Origin of the sequence: Paenibacillus donghaensis, from assembly GCF_002192415.1 — a bacterium.
Classification (GTDB): Bacteria; Bacillota; Bacilli; order Paenibacillales; family Paenibacillaceae; genus Paenibacillus_AQ; species Paenibacillus_AQ donghaensis.
In genome coordinates this window covers 4,479,283-4,494,053 of the sequence record NZ_CP021780.1, presented here as the reverse complement: position 1 = coordinate 4,494,053, position 14,771 = coordinate 4,479,283, and the positions used below count along the sequence as shown (strand labels likewise).

Annotated in this window: 12 protein-coding genes; 9 read left to right on the top strand and 3 right to left on the bottom strand. The window is 52.9% G+C overall.

The window, feature by feature from the left end; genetic code table 11:
* The first annotated feature begins 88 nt into the window (after positions 1 to 88).
* On the top strand, positions 89 to 1,762 hold the full coding sequence (locus tag B9T62_RS20675) for a cellulase family glycosylhydrolase (RefSeq protein WP_087917026.1): 1,674 nt from the start codon (positions 89 to 91) through the stop codon (positions 1,760 to 1,762).
* Positions 1,763 to 2,706: 944 nt separating this feature from the next.
* Positions 2,707 to 2,892 (top strand): hypothetical protein, encoded by a 186-nt coding sequence (locus B9T62_RS40030; RefSeq protein ID WP_169834416.1) that lies wholly within the window; start codon positions 2,707 to 2,709, stop codon positions 2,890 to 2,892.
* A gap of 17 nt (positions 2,893 to 2,909) precedes the next feature.
* On the opposite strand, the gene B9T62_RS20665 is transcribed toward B9T62_RS40030, so the two are convergent.
* Entirely contained in the window at positions 2,910 to 3,191 is a 282-nt protein-coding gene (locus B9T62_RS20665) for a MerR family transcriptional regulator (RefSeq protein ID WP_157793942.1), read from the bottom strand.
* Positions 3,192 to 3,282: 91 nt separating this feature from the next.
* Here B9T62_RS20665 and B9T62_RS20660 point away from each other — a divergent pair, with 91 nt between their 5' ends.
* The 3 genes from B9T62_RS20660 (at position 3,283) to B9T62_RS20650 (ending at position 7,675) form a co-directional block, all read left to right on the top strand.
* Complete coding sequence (locus tag B9T62_RS20660; protein WP_087917023.1) at positions 3,283 to 4,866, top strand: sigma-70 family RNA polymerase sigma factor; 1,584 nt, start codon at positions 3,283 to 3,285, stop codon at positions 4,864 to 4,866.
* A 74-nt stretch (positions 4,867 to 4,940) separates the two neighbouring features.
* Complete coding sequence (locus B9T62_RS20655) at positions 4,941 to 5,741, top strand: ABC transporter ATP-binding protein (protein WP_087917022.1); 801 nt, start codon at positions 4,941 to 4,943, stop codon at positions 5,739 to 5,741.
* On the top strand, positions 5,738 to 7,675 hold the full coding sequence (locus B9T62_RS20650) for an FtsX-like permease family protein (protein ID WP_087917021.1): 1,938 nt from the start codon (positions 5,738 to 5,740) through the stop codon (positions 7,673 to 7,675). The genes B9T62_RS20655 and B9T62_RS20650 overlap by 4 nt, the downstream gene beginning before the upstream one ends.
* A gap of 417 nt (positions 7,676 to 8,092) precedes the next feature.
* On the opposite strand, the gene B9T62_RS20645 is transcribed toward B9T62_RS20650, so the two are convergent.
* Positions 8,093 to 9,373, bottom strand: a complete 1,281-nt coding sequence (locus B9T62_RS20645; protein ID WP_087917020.1) for an ATP-binding protein — start codon at positions 9,371 to 9,373, stop codon at positions 8,093 to 8,095.
* A complete protein-coding gene (locus B9T62_RS20640) occupies positions 9,366 to 10,103 on the bottom strand; it encodes a LytR/AlgR family response regulator transcription factor (RefSeq protein WP_169834415.1) in 738 nt (245 codons plus the stop codon). The genes B9T62_RS20645 and B9T62_RS20640 overlap by 8 nt, the downstream gene beginning before the upstream one ends.
* Positions 10,104 to 10,257: 154 nt before the next feature.
* Here B9T62_RS20640 and B9T62_RS20635 point away from each other — a divergent pair, with 154 nt between their 5' ends.
* The 4 genes from B9T62_RS20635 (at position 10,258) to B9T62_RS20620 (ending at position 14,765) form a co-directional block, all read left to right on the top strand.
* The gene (locus B9T62_RS20635; protein WP_087917018.1) at positions 10,258 to 11,175 is read left to right on the top strand and encodes an ABC transporter ATP-binding protein; all 918 of its coding nucleotides are present in this window, start codon (positions 10,258 to 10,260) and stop codon (positions 11,173 to 11,175) included.
* The gene (locus B9T62_RS20630) at positions 11,175 to 11,975 is read left to right on the top strand and encodes a hypothetical protein (RefSeq protein ID WP_087917017.1); all 801 of its coding nucleotides are present in this window, start codon (positions 11,175 to 11,177) and stop codon (positions 11,973 to 11,975) included. Before B9T62_RS20635 ends, B9T62_RS20630 begins: the two co-directional genes overlap by 1 nt.
* Before the next feature lie 92 nt (positions 11,976 to 12,067).
* Entirely contained in the window at positions 12,068 to 12,832 is a 765-nt protein-coding gene (locus B9T62_RS20625) for an ABC transporter ATP-binding protein (protein ID WP_087917016.1), read from the top strand.
* Entirely contained in the window at positions 12,822 to 14,765 is a 1,944-nt protein-coding gene (locus B9T62_RS20620) for an FtsX-like permease family protein (RefSeq protein WP_157793939.1), read from the top strand. The genes B9T62_RS20625 and B9T62_RS20620 overlap by 11 nt, the downstream gene beginning before the upstream one ends.
* Positions 14,766 to 14,771: the final 6 nt, after the last annotated feature.

Genomic DNA, 14,771 nt, shown 5'->3' with positions numbered 1-14,771 from the left:
AGAGCAGGCCATTACAGGCGCGATGTACCTGCGAGGCTATACACTACCCGCCTAAGTTTAATCCCGGATAATAGAAAGGGAGTATCGGATGAAACGGATAGGAACCTGCCTGCTGTTGGCGGCCGTACTCGTCTTGGGCACCGGGGCGACTGCTGCAGTCAAGCCCACATCGTCTTTGGGCTACTACCACACGTCAGGCAACCGCATCGTCGATGCGCAGGGCAAACCGGCTAGTTTCAACGGGGTGAACTGGTTCGGATTTGAGACGGACAATTTTTCTCCCCACGGCTTGTGGATGCGGTCGATGGACAGCATGTTGGACCAGCTTGCAAAAGAAGGGTACAACTTGCTGCGTATTCCGTATACAAACGAAATGCTGCTGCCTGGTAAAAAGCCAAGCGGGATCGACTATGTGAAAAATCCCGACCTGAAGGGGCTGACGCCGCTCCAACTGCTGGACAAGCTCGTTCAGAAGGCGGGAAAGCGCGGTATGAAAATCATTCTTGACCGTCACCGCCCAACCGCCTCGGGGCAAGCGGAGCGATGGTATACGCAATTGGTTCCAGAAAAGACATGGATTAAAGATTGGACGATGCTGGCAAAGCGCTACCTGGCTAACGACACGGTGATCGGCGCCGATTTGCATAACGAGCCGCACGGTTCCGTATGCTGGGGCTGCGGTGATTCAGCCAGTGACTGGCGGTTGGCTGCGGAACGGGCGGGCAATGCGATTCTCGCTGTCAATCCGAACTGGCTGATTGTTGTGGAAGGAGTGGACGCGAATGTAAATGGACAGAGCGGCTCCTATTGGTGGGGCGGCAATCTGAAGGGTGTCCGCAAATATCCGGTCCGGCTGAAAGTGCCAAACCGGCTCGTTTACTCACCGCACGATTACGGCCCGGGTGTTTCGTCGCAGCCGTGGTTCGCCGATCGGAAATTTCCCGCCAATCTGTCCGGTGTATGGGATGCTAATTGGGGCTACATCCACAAGGAAAAAATCGCGCCGATACTGCTTGGGGAGTTCGGCGGCCGCAGCGTCGATTCGGCTTCGAAGGAGGGCAAGTGGCAAAACGCGCTTGTCGACTACATCGGCCGGAATGATCTGTATTGGACATACTGGAGCCTGAATCCGAACAGCGGAGATACCGGTGGGTTGCTGTTAGACGATTGGCAGACATGGAACAAGCCGAAGCAAAAAATGCTTGCCAGGGTCATGAAGCCCGTGAACGGCGGAGGCAAGTCGGCCGCTCCGAAGCAGGCAGCAGGCTCGACGGCGCCTGCGAGCGGCGGAACGGACTTGGTCGAGGGACTCGTCGTCCAATACAAAACGAGCAACAGCGGCGCGGCAGAGGACAATATGATTTATGCGACGTTCAACATCACCAATACCGGAAAGACGGACGTTCCGCTGAGTGACGTGAAGCTCCGCTACTACTTCACGAAAGACGGTATCGAGGAGCTCGAATTCTGGTGTGATTGGGCCCAGGTCGGCACAAACGCAGTAGGCGGAACGTTCGCATCGATCGAACCGGCGCGAACAGGCACAGATGGGTATCTGGAAATCCGGTTCGCTGTGTCGGCCGGATCGATTTCGGCGGGTGGCCAATCCGGCGACATCCAGGTGCGTATCGCCAAAAGCGACTGGTCGGATTTTAACAAGACGGACGACTACTCGTTCGACGGGAAGAAGACGTCGTTCAACGACTGGAACAAAGTTACGCTGTATCAGAAAGGTAAGCTCGTATGGGGAATCGAGCCGTAGCTGCTGCAAGATTTTCCCTTGTTGGAGGTGCAGCAAAGAGGCCGAACGGTGGAAAAACCGATTGGGCTTTTTGTAAGCGTCAAATAGCCCCCACCTTGACATCAAGATGAGGGCTGAAAATAAAATGAGGTCAGGACGTTAATACCCGACAGATCGGCGGCAATGCGGGCGACAAAGGCAACAACAGGTCCAGTGCTTCTGTAACCTTCAGATCAGGGAGCTTTGGAAGCTGCTCAAACAGAAACTTTAAATATTGGAACGGATTCAGCCCCAGAACAAGAATTAAAACAACTATATTAGTAGGACAAATTTAAAGGCGTAAAGACCATGAGGGTGGAGAAACCTCAGGGTCTTTTCATTGTTGAACTGCAATTATTATATAAATTAATTCTAAGAGATAACCTGAATTCCCGCCCAAATTATAACGAGGTAAGCCCTACTAATGCAGGCACGGTATTTTCGATGCTTTTAGTTACTTAAATTGTTACTACTTAGGCCGCGGTATGCTGAGAGCAGGATAGACTTAGCTCTGGGGTGGTTTCAAAAGTTCGATCATTGATTTAGTTGCGAAAACGCACTTAATTAGCATGATTTTTCCGTTTTTCGTGAAATAGATGCAAAAAGGCATCTAATTTGGCCTTCTGAGCGAAATAAGCTGGATTTACTCAAAATTAGTTGCACAATCGCACTTATTCATCCGTTGAAGGTGATCCGGCTAAATTTAGTTGCAGTTTTGCATCTATTTGCTCCGAACATTCCAGGTAACATTCTGAATTCACGCTGGACCTAAGTAGTAACCTTAAATTTGTTGGAAATATCAAGTCTATCATTCCTAACAGGAAAAACCACGGTGTTACAAGGTTTTTACATCACCCTCATTATAATTTCTAGGGAATGCAGGAGATAAGTTTGGTGTAAGCTGCAGAGTGGGGATATGTTTGTTCATGACGATTTGTTTGATTTTCTCCGAGCTTATGGACAAGGTGCTGAGGGTGTCCAGCCAATGGTCGCCTGCACTTACGTATTCGATTTCGTTATCGATTGCCGGTTGGTTGAGCCGAAGGATGGCGCCGCTGTGGTTTCCGCTGTCGTATAGGGCTAGACTGCGCTGGATCGCCGCTATACTGTAATGATTCTGCCTTAACATTTAAATAATGCGGAGCCTTGTGATCTCCTCATCCCCATAGATGCGGGATTGGTTATGTCCTCTGGGGATGCCGATCAGCCCGTTGCGTTCCCAATTGCGCAGGACCTCAGGCGTGACTCCTAACAGGCGGGCTGCTTCCTTGTGAGTATAACTGGCTCCTGTGGCCGGCAGTGGCGTTCTCTCCGTCCAGTTTTTGAGTTGAACGGCGGTTTCAAGTACAGCAGCATATTCCTTCTCCACCAGATGCTGATGCGCCTTGGCATAAGCAAGTGCGAATTCCAAGTATTCCGTTGCATCCAGCTGAAATCTGTAACCTTCTCATCCCCAAACGGCACCTATACATAAGAACATGAAGAAAAGAGGTCCGGCAGCTATGCAGCAGTGGATTGAACAGGCACAACAGGGAGATGATGAGGCGTTTGGGCAGTTGATGCAGCATATGCGCGGGATGGCTTACGCAGTATCTTATGACATGCTGAAAGATGTTCAGCTGGCGGAGGATGTGGTCCAGGAGGCGTCCATTGAGGCTTATCTCAATCTGAAAAACCTGCGGGAGCCTGCGGCTTTTCCGGGATGGTTCAAGACCATTGTGGTCCGGCAATGCCACAGGCAGCTGCGGCGCAGCACACACAAGCTGCAACCCTTGGATGAATCGGTGCAAAGGCCAACAGACGCCCCGGGCGTTGCAGAACTGGCTGAACGGAGAGAAGGCGAGCGGGCCTTGCGTGAATCGGTGGGGCATTTGTCTGCGAAGCTGCGGGTGCCGGTAGAGCTTTTTTATTACTACGGGTATTCGCTACAAGAAATTTCTGCTTATCTGGACCTTCCGGTGGCGACGCTGAAGAAACGTCTGTTTGATGCCCGCCGCAAGCTGAGGGGAGCGCTGCCTGTAGCCGATCTTGCTTCCATGTTCAACCTATTCTATGAAGGAGGCAGAAAAATGCTGCATATTGTCAATGGAGACCATGTGGGTGACATGCTGAAGCAAGGGATTGTTCAGGGAGAGGTGCTGGTCTGGAGAGAGGTGTACCCGGCAGGGCCGATATTCGTGAATCCGGCAGGAGAACAGGAACGGGCCTTGCGGGCTGAGGTGCTGGAGCATAGTCTGGGCATTCCTGCGGCTGAGTATAAGGCGGCTTGTGAGCAGCAGGAGAGCAGCATTAGCGGGTTCCAGAAATACGATGAGGTGGTGCTGTGGTTTGAACATGACCTGTTTGACCAGAGCATGCTGGCTTATCTGCTGCACTGGTTCAAGGGGCAAAAGCACGGCAATACCCGGTTCAGCCTGCTCTGCATTGGGGAGTTTCCGGGGATTGAGTTGTTTCATGGGCTTGGCCAGCTCACCAAAGCACAGCTGAAGACCCTGAACGGAACGTGGCGCAGCATCGGGCGGCGGGAAATGGAGCTGGGCAGTGAGTTCTGGCAGGCGTATGCCTCGCCGGACCCGAGCCTCATGGCTGGACTGCTGGAGCAACGAAGAGAGGAGCTGACAGCAGCCGGCCTGCTTTTTATGCATGATGCGTTCCAAGCCCATCTCACCCGTCTTCCTTCGGTGCGTAATGGCTTGGGTAGATGTGAGCAGACAACGCTGAAGATTTTGCAAAAAGGAAGCTGCGCCCTAGTGGAGTTATTCCGGCGCGTCACCGATCTTCTGCATCTGCTGGGGATGGGTGATCTGGAGTTCTTCCGTTATCTGCAGGTGCTGGGGGAGGGGGATCATCCTCTGGTGCGCATGGAAGGGGAAACAAGCAGTTTAGCGTGGAGGCAGGTGCCGGATGTACTGAATCGCCGCGTTCAACTGACCTCGCAGGGCGAGCAGGTTCTGGCCGGATTGGCGGACCGCATAGCGGTTCAAGGCATGGATCAATGGTTTGGCGGCCTGCATCTGCAGGGTCATTCAGTAGCTTGGCGGTGGGATGATTGCGGGGGAGGGCTGGTTGACTATTCCACAATTTGACATCTGATCTAAGTATAGAATAATCTGGAGATGCACTCAATCTCTTCATTTTGTTCTGCAAAGGGGATGGTCAAATGCTAGAAATGCTAGAAACAGAGATGAACGGGAGCAAACGTAAGATGATCGTGGAGGTAAGCAATTTAACCAAAACGTACAGTGGGGCAGGGACGGGGACAGGGGTGAAGGCGCTCAGGGGGATCAGCTTCGAGCTGGCGGAAGGCGAAATGCTGGCTGTTATGGGCACAAGCGGTTCAGGCAAAAGCACCCTGCTGAGTATCCTGGGCGCGCTTGATGCGCCGGACAGCGGGACGATCTCGCTGCATGGAGTGCGGCAAGACGAGATGTTCACCGAACCGATGGCAACGGAATATAGAAGCAAAAATATCGGCTTCATCTTTCAGTCGTTTCAGTTGCTGAAGGATCTGACAGTGGAGGAGAATATCGCGCTGCCGCTGATTCTGTCCGGATTACCCCATCCTGAAGTGGAGCAGCGAACCAGCCGGATGCTGGAGCTGGTGGGGCTGACCTCCTGGCGCAAGCACCGGCCAGTTCAGCTGTCGGGAGGACAGCAGCAGCGGGTGGCCATCGGGCGTGCGCTGATTATGTCTCCTCCGATCATTCTGGCGGATGAGCCCACCGGGAACCTCGACCACAATACCTCAAATGAGATTCTGAACGTGATGGTGGACATGAAGAACAGGCTGAACCAGAGCATTCTCCTGGTCACCCATGATGTCAATATCGCGGCCTATGCGGACCGGATATTGTTCTTTCATGACGGCTATATTGTGGATGAATATACGACGACAGACAGAGAACAGGATCTGCCAGTGATTCTGAAGAAGTTCGAGCAGATCCTGCGGGGGACGCGATGATCCGCTCGATCCGGGGGCTGGCCTTGCGGTTCTTCTGGCGCAACCCGTCCATTGCGGCGGCTTCGGTTTTCAGTATTGCCCTGTCGGTGTTTGTCATTATCACCATGTTCATGTATTTGTTTGGCCTTGATACCGCTTCAGCTTTGGAACAGAACCAGCTGATCATCCAGACCCGGTTCGTCGGAGTTCTGGCCGTTATCCTGCTGCTTTGCACTGCTCTCTTGATCGCCTCGAACTTCCAGTTGTTTATGTATGCCTACAAGCAGCAGTTTGCCGTTATGCGGGCGATGGGTGCAAAGACCGGTGATCTGTTCATGATCCTTCTGATTCAGACGACCCTCATGAACGTGGTCGGCGCCTTGATCGGATATCTTCTGTCCATGGTGGCGGGTGCAGGTGTGCACCGCCTGATGAACCGAATCTATGATGTGCCGCTGCCGTCCGCTGCATTCGATCACCTCTCCGCACTGCTGATCATGGGCGGCGCTATGCTGCTGATCGAGCTGTTTATTCTGGTTCCTGTCTTGCGGAACTCCAGAATTCTGCCGCTGCAAGTTATCCAGCTTAATGAGGACGGCGATTTCCGGTCTGTCGGACCCCGTGGTAAAGGAGGCAAAGTGGTGCTGGCACTGGCACTGCTCTTCTTCGTGTATGCCAAGGTAATGGCCCCCAGTGAAGGAGCAGGTGCGCTGGCGCTGCTGCTGTCAGTGTTAGCTGTAGTGCTAGGTCTTGCGCTGCTCTTCCCGCTATACATAGCAGGGATGTTTAGACGTATCCTTCCTGCGGTGGAACGGCTGGGAGGCCGGACCTCCCTGGTCGCGGTGAAGAATATGATTCCGCAGATCCGGCGCAACAGCTTCGCGATCCTCACTGTATCCTCCATGATGCTGATTATGGTGTTTGGGTCATCTATTCTTCATACGTTCCAAGTTAATGAAGAGAGCTTTTTGGCAGAATCATTTCCTGCACCCATTGTTATGGAATACAGTGGCAACCGGGAGCAAGCACCCAGCCCGGAGCAGTTGAAGCCGCTGATTCTGGAGCAGGCTGGCGTCGCTGAAGCCAGCTTCGTCAGCATAAGTGGAAGCCTGGCAGACCTGTATGTCGATGGACGATATCATTGGACGAACACTGCACGCGCGGACATGTCTGCTCTGATGAAGCAGGGGCTGCTGCCAGAGCTGGAGCTGGACAAGGAGATATCGCAGATCATAATCTCCCAGTCGTTTGCAGACCAATATCAATTAATCGAAGGCTCGGTTATTGAGCTCGGACGATATTCTGTTCCGGATCAGCACAGGCTGCCCGTTGGTCAAGCCCAGGTAGCCTACATCGCTCCTGAATTCTCCTTTACGCCAGCGGATGTATTAATTGATTGGCAGGATGCCCGCTTCTTTAATAACACTACCTATAGATTTCTGGTTACACCTGAATCTAACGGGCAGATCGATCAGGTTAGGACAGCTCTGCAGCAGGAGTTCAGCAGCTTCCAGACCTCCTCTTACGAAGATACGCTGCAGCAGAGCCGGCAGATGTTCTACCAGAACTGGTCCTTTTTTATCCTCGTGATTGTGACCGTAATTATCGGGGTGATCATTGGAGTGTTCAGTACGTTAATCAGCAACATCTACGCTAAACGTAAGGAATACGCCATCCTCCGAACCTTGTCAGTGAACGGAAAAGGGGTGGTGCAGATCATATTGACCCAGATTCTGCTCTATCTCAGTATGGGGCTTGGCTTCGGCGCACTGCTGGGTTTATTGATGACGTATTCTATGTGGCTGCTGGACGGTAATACGAAGTTATATGTCGATTATCCTTCGCTGCTGATGTTGTCCGCCGGCATCATCGGGCTGGCTGTTGTGGTGTTTATTCTGTACGGCAGACATATCGCCCGCCAGAATCTGGCCCGGGAGCTGCTGCAGCAAGCTTGATTGCCTCTTAATTTGTTCCTGCTTAGGCCTCCATAAGATAGGGGCATCCAAGACCTGGTGTCTTGATCGCCACAATAGTCCACCACCGATTTAAGTGCGATAACGCATCTAATTCACCGATTTTTTCCGTTTTGGAGCAAATAAGTGCGATAACACATCTAATTTCGAGGTTTGAGCGTTACAGCATGAATTTTCCCCGAAATAGTTGCAGATTCGCACTTATTTGCCTGATCATGGGTGCTTCGGCTGAAATTAGTTGCAGTTTCGCATCTATTTTCTCTGAAGGTTCCAGAGTAGCAGTCTACATCCTAAGAAAGAATCGATTTACTCAGAAATAGTTGCAGTTTCGCGCTACCTGACAGGAGTTCCGGAGTAATATACTAAATCCTCACGGGGACCTAAGTAGGAACCTTAATTTTAACTGGCAGCCCTAGCGATATTAAAAAGCACCACTTCAACCGTAAACAGCTGCTGCTCTACCGAGATATCCAGCAATCCGTTAGCATCGGCGATGATTTTGCGCATGTTGCTGAGGCCGAGGCCATGGGCCTGCTTGTCTGCTTTGGTTGTGGCTATGTCCCCGTTAGCAAGTCTGGTGATAGGTTGGCTGTACGGATTCTGGACACGGATAAACAGGCTCTCATTGAGGTACTGCATCTGAATGTTGATGTAGCGTTCCCCGGCAGGATTGGCGGTGCAGGCCTCCACTGCATTATCCAGCGTGTTGCCGAGAATCACGCTGATTGCTACCGTGTCCAGCTCCATTCCGGGAGGGACCTTCAGGTCGTGGGAGAAGGTAATCCCGGCGGCCTTCGCAGCCTGCTGCTTGTAATTCAGAATGGAGTCGATCATCAGGTTGCCGCTGCTGCAGATGCCCGAATGCTGCTCGAAGCGGCCCAGCAGCGCATCCAGCTCCTGCAGTGTCTCCTGTTCCGCGCCAGATAACCACTTGGCCCGCAGGCCAAGCAGGATATGTTTGAAATCATGCTGGAACTGATTCGTCTCCTGCTGCCGGTCACGGGTCATCAGATACTGGTTGACGTAATAGGCATTCTGCTGCTCCAGCAGCCGGTTCCTATGCTGGGCCGCTTGAGCCGACAAGGCCCGGTCGCAGAGCGCGAATAAGAGGAAATTGATCAGCAGCAGTCCGATTGAAGTGAAGGTGAACAGGGAAGGATTGTCAAGGAACATGGAATGATGGGCTAATAGAGGTACGCCTACAAGAATAAGCAGCGGACAACAGATCATCGGGACCGAATACCAGCCGGAGAGATGGCCTTCTCCGTAGGCTTTGGCTATTCGAACCCAGATATAGACAAGGAACAAGAGCATCAGCTTGGATACAAACAGCACCAGGATATATCCAATAGTGGTATAGACCGGGATCATCATCTCGCATAACATCATAAGGGCAAACAGAAACAGACCCCCGCAGACTCTCCAGAACAGGCTCCCCCGATAAAGGGCCGCCAGCAGCGCAATGGAGCCAATATTCAGGCCAAGCGTAACTCCGGCTGGCAAGCTGCTGTGGTGAAGCAGGAGGTGGCAGACCCCATACATCGTGTAGCAGAATACAAGCAGCGGCTTCCGCTCTATACGGCAGACAAAGCAGCGGCTGTAGAAGTAATGAATGGCCAGCAGCAGCAGAGGCAGAGAAAGCGCATAGAAGATCTCTTCGAGCAAGGGATTATTATTCAACCAGATCGCTCCTAAATTTCAGATAACCTGTACGGACAGGGGTTTGGTATTTACCGCTGATCGGTAGCTCCTGGCCGGTAAGTAGCAAGAGAGTATTGGCGCGGATTTCCCTGACCTGAGCAAAGTTAACGATATACGATTGATGAATGCGTACGAATTCAACCCCCCGCAGCTTCTGCTCTTCCTGTTTCAGGGTGCTGTAATATTCAAGGCACCCTGTCTTAGCATGCAGCAGCACCTTGCGGAGCTTGCTCTCCAGATACAGAATATCACGGTAAGGCACCAAGGCTTCTTTCCCTTTCAACTGGATGGGGAGGAAGCTTGTTTGACCTTGCTCTCTTCGGCGGATCGCTTTGCGGGCAGCCTGAATCAGCTTGTCGCGGAACAGCTCCGGCTGGACCGGCTTGCGGATGAAGCCTGAGGGCATCACGTCGAACAGCTGCAGATGGTACTCTTCATGGCTGGACATATAGATCAGCTGCACGTGATCATTGCCGTCATCCTTCCGCAGCAGCTCTCCCGCCGTAATACCGTTCATCCCGCCCAGCTCAATATCCATCACAATAATATCAAAAGGGCAGCCGTCCCGGACCGCACGGACGAAGCTTTCACCCGAATAATAGATCGATACCGCAAGCGGTTCACTCACTTGTGTCTGCAGCTCCAGAATCCATTGCTCCGCCTGCTCGGCGGCAGACAGATCATCCTCGCACACTGCGATGTGAATCAAGTTCATTCTCCTTTCGGTCAGCCGTGTCACGGATGGGGAATTTTGTCTTAAATATTACATCATCCCTCCTGATTCTGACAATCGGTCTGCGCACTGGCCGCAGCTATGATATTACTAATGGGTCAGCAGAAGATATCTAAGGAGGAAGCCTACGTTGAGTACAACCATCTTTGAAGCCAACGGATTATGTAAAAAGTACGGCAGCGCACATGCGCTTCAGGACATTCATATGACCATCAGGCAAGGCGAGATTTACGGGTTCATCGGCGAGAACGGAGCCGGCAAAACCACGCTGATGCGAATCATCGGCGGGCTGGTGCATCCTTCGTCAGGACAATTTTCACTTTTTGGCCAATCCGGCGCGAGGCAAGTGAATCAGGCCCGCAGGCGCGTCGGGTTCTTGATAGAAATGCCCTCCCTGTATTCGCATCTGGATGCGGAGGAGAACCTGGGCTTCTATTGCCGAATGTACGGCATTAAGCAGCGGAGCAGAATTGGCGAGGTACTGCAGGCAGTCTCTTTGAGCGACACCGGGCGCAAGCGAGTCTCCGGCTATTCGCTGGGGATGCGCCAGCGGCTGGGGCTGGCGATTGCCCTGCTGAACCGTCCGGAATTTCTGGTGCTGGATGAGCCGATCAACGGTCTTGATCCCACAGGCATTATGGAGGTGCGGCAGATTCTGGAGCAGCTTGCGCAGGAGCAAGGGGTAGCCATCCTGATCTCCAGTCATATTCTCAGTGAGCTGCAGCTGCTGGCCTCCCGGTTCGGCTTCATTCACCGCGGACGGTTCATTCAGGAGATCTCAGCCAGCGAGTTAATGGCTTCCGCCAAGAGCAAGATATGCATCCAGACCGGAAGCAAGGACACCGTGCTGCAGATTCTGCGAGAGCAGCTGTCGCTGGCAGATATTGCGGTGACGGAGAGCGGAGAGATTACCCTTCCCAGCGACAGCATCGATATGGAGCAGCTGATGTCTGTTCTGCTGGAGCACAGGGTCCGGCTGGAGGGGGTTCATCTGTCGGCGCCGAATCTGGAGCACTACTATATGAAGCTGATTGGGGGCGGGAAGTGATGCAGCAGTTCATGAGAGCGGAAGCTTATTATTTGCGCAAAGACCCCATTATCCACGGCATTTCCTTGCTGCTGCTGCTCGCAGGCACGGCGCTGCCGATCTGGCTGGGCATCCGCTTCGGCTTCGAAATGGCCAATCCGTGGGAAGCGGTGAACTCGATTACCAAGCTGTCGCTGTTTCTGTATCTGGTCATTCCCACACAGGCGGCGTATTTTTTCACCGAGGGGTTCGAATCGGGCTCGGTCATTCCAATTGTGGCTTCCGGTCAGAGCAGAAGCACTTATTGCCTCGGCAAATACATCATTCAGCTGGTGGTGCTGCTTGGCTGGCTGCTGTTGTTTTTTGGACTGTATCTGGGGGCTAGCCTGGCCGGAGCTTATTTCTCCGGTTCATCCATAGGACAAGAGGGAGCGGGGGCAACGCTCCACCAGTTCCTGATTACACTCGCTTGCAACTTTCTGTACCTGGCCGCATTTGCGGCGCTGGTCCTGCTCGCAGCCATGATCGTACGCAGAACGGCATCCGTGCTTGTCTTCACCCTGCTGTTTGTGTTCGGTAATATGCTGCTTACCGGGTATATTGATGAGACTTCGGCCGCTTGGCTGCAGGTGATTTCCGATCATACCCTGATCACCATGATTATGAAATTCTCCGGCATGTATTATAAGAACTCTGAGCTTATAGGGCTGTCAGGGCTCGAGGCTTATATTCCGGTGGTGCTTGTTCCTGTGGTGATCATTGCAGTCTGTCTGGCGGCGGCGGTGCTGATTTTTGGACGAAGAGATATTGCTGCCATCTAGTAAGATATTCCATTTGTCACATGTGAAAGTAGATAGTATAGGCTATTATGGCTATAGGTTTGCACTTTCATAGAGACGGGAAGGGATGAAGCATGTCCATTCTGGAAGTAGAAGAGTTGTGCAAGGAATACAAGGGGAAAGGGAGGGGCAGCAGCTTCCAGGCCCTGAAAGGGCTTAGTCTGAACGTGGAGAGCGGCGAGTTCGTCGCTATCATGGGACCCTCCGGAAGCGGCAAAACCACCCTGCTCAACATCCTTAGCGGCATCGACAGAAAATATCAAGGCGATGTGAGGATATCAGAGGTCAGCCTGCGAAAGATGTCGGGTAATGAGCTGGCCTTGTTCCGGCGGCAGCGGATGGGATTCGTGTTCCAGGACTACAATCTGCTGGACAGTCTGACCCTGCGGGAGAATGTGATGCTGCCGATGGTGCTGGACCAACGGGAGGCGGAGGAGATCAATACTCGCACCGATGCCGCCTTGAAGCTGCTTGAGATCGGGGAAGTGGGGGACAAGTATCCTTACACGGTATCGGGCGGGCAGCAGCAGCGGGCAGCGATCAGCCGGGCGGTGATTCATGAGCCGGATGTGCTGTTTGCGGACGAGCCTACAGGCAATCTTGATTCGAAGGCATCCAGCACGGTGATGAAATGTTTCGCCAGACTGAACGAGGCGCAGGGAGCCACAATCGTGATGGTGACACATGACCCCTTTGCTGCCAGCTATTGCAGCCGGGTGATTTTTATCAAGGATGGAGAGGTGAATCTGGAGATTAAACGGGATGGGAAGCGAACCGCCTTTCTGGATACTATCCTGGAGAATCTGGCTGTTATGGGAGGCGAGGCGGATGACCTTTAGCAGCATGTTCTGGCGCATCTTTAAGGCGAATCTGAGAAGATATTTGCTCTATTTCCTGTGCAGCAGCTTCACGATCATGTTCTTCTTCACCTTCACCAGCTTGAACGACAATCCTGACTTCCAAGACTTCTATAAGGTGAACGGGATGATATCGGGCAACCTGTATGCCCCTCTGTTAATTCTTAAAGTGTTCTCGGTATTCTTCATTCTATATGCCCAAAGCGCCTTCGCGAAGCAGCGTAAACGTGATTACGGCCTCTTCATGGTCCTCGGTATGACCCCCGGCAATATCCGTCTGCTAATTCTGTTCGAGAACAGTCTGATTGCACTGGGTTCGATTGCTGCCGGACTGGGTGCGGGAACGTTATTTGCCGGACTCTTCTATCTGATAGTTTCTCAACTGGTGGATCTGGGCCAGGTCTCCTTCAGTTTGAGAGGAGAGAGTTACCTGAACACGGCGCTATATTTCCTGATCATATATGCCATTGTCATTGCTGGCAGCCTGCTGGTCTCGCTGAGATACAATATTGTGACGTTGCTGAAAGAAGCCCGGAGCGCAGACCGTATGCTGCTCAGAGGCAAGCTGCCCGGCTTCTTCGGCCTGGCGCTGATTGCCTACGCCGTAGTGGATGTGAACATTCACAATCCCTATGAAAACACGGTTTTCTTCAGAACCCTGGGCTGCTGCGTTGCCGGAGTATATCTGCTGCTCTGCAGTCTGGGGGATTGGATGGAATACAGCCTGTCCCGCTTCGCTTCGCGGCGTCAGCGGCATCTACTATTCAGCTCCGATGTGAAGCATACGCTGGGCCAGTCGCGGCTGGTGCTGTTTATGATCACGACTCTGGCGATGGTGAGCCTGCTGCTCAGCAGTATGACGTTCTTCATAGATGCCAGCTCCGGGGACGTAGCGCGGATGCATAATCCGTATGATATTGCCTATACGAAGGTTATGGACAAGAACGAGCTTCCGGCAGACGCGGTTCAGGCGATTGTAGAGAGTGGTCCCACTCCGCTACAAGTGCACAAGGAGTTGGAATATGTCGATGACTTCACAATGAAATTCTTCCTGGACCACGAAATTAACAAGTTGACTGGAAGCAGCTATCAGGTCAAGCCGGGGCATTTTCTCAATCTATCCTTATATGACATGAACGATGGTTACGATTATGCTATTCCTGAAATGGCTGACTATACGCTGAAGCTTGCTGCCGGGAACCGCAGTCTTCAGTCCCAGGGCACTGTAGTCGAGATGCTGTTCAACCGTCTACCACCGGTAATCAACGGGCTTCAGGTGATCCTTGACGAAGCAGATTATAACGCGATCAAGGCGGAAATGCCCCGTAGAATTGGGCACATCCAGCTGTTCAGCTTCGAAGACTGGAAGCAGACAGGTACGATCAATGACAAGCTGAATGATGCGCTGGATCAATACAATCAGGAGCACAGCAAGCAATGGTATGACGATCAGCGGCAGGATCGGTTTGTGTTCGGCACGCAGTCCCGAATTGTTGAACACCAGGATCTGGAAGACGGCGGACAGTTTGCGGTGCTGGTGATGCTGACAGTAAGCCTGCTGTTCCTCGGGGCATCCTCGGCGGTGCTGCACTTCAGCATCCTGACCCGAAGGGAGCAGGAGCGGCTCAAATTCCGCAAGCTGCACCGGCTCGGCATTACCTCGGCAGAAGCGGAGGGAGTGGTGCGGGGGCCGCTGATTCTGCTGTTCTTTGTTCCTGCGGCGGCGGGGATAGCGCTGGCGGTGTTCTTTGGTGAGCGTCTCGGCGTTCCGATGTCTACGGGCGGCGGCTTGCAGCCGATTGCTATCCCGGTGGCGGTGAGCTTCGTGTATCTGTGTCTGCAGTTTCTGTTCTACAGACTGTATGCCGGAAGGTATGCCCGCAGCCTGCTGGCTGAGGTGGGGATTGGCTCCTGAGCCTCG

Bases quoted from the DNA above. Each gene is read 5' to 3' on its own strand.
- B9T62_RS20655 (WP_087917022.1), top strand. From the start codon at position 4,941: ATGCTAGAAATGCTAGAAACAGAGATGAACGGGAGCAAACGTAAGATG.
- B9T62_RS20650 (WP_087917021.1), top strand. From the start codon at position 5,738: ATGATCCGCTCGATCCGGGGGCTGGCCTTGCGGTTCTTCTGGCGCAAC.
- B9T62_RS20625 (WP_087917016.1), top strand. From the start codon at position 12,068: ATGTCCATTCTGGAAGTAGAAGAGTTGTGCAAGGAATACAAGGGGAAA.
- B9T62_RS40030 (WP_169834416.1), top strand. From the start codon at position 2,707: ATGACGATTTGTTTGATTTTCTCCGAGCTTATGGACAAGGTGCTGAGG.
- B9T62_RS20630 (WP_087917017.1), top strand. From the start codon at position 11,175: ATGCAGCAGTTCATGAGAGCGGAAGCTTATTATTTGCGCAAAGACCCC.
- B9T62_RS20620 (WP_157793939.1), top strand. From the start codon at position 12,822: ATGACCTTTAGCAGCATGTTCTGGCGCATCTTTAAGGCGAATCTGAGA.
- B9T62_RS20675 (WP_087917026.1), top strand. From the start codon at position 89: ATGAAACGGATAGGAACCTGCCTGCTGTTGGCGGCCGTACTCGTCTTG.
- B9T62_RS20660 (WP_087917023.1), top strand. From the start codon at position 3,283: ATGCAGCAGTGGATTGAACAGGCACAACAGGGAGATGATGAGGCGTTT.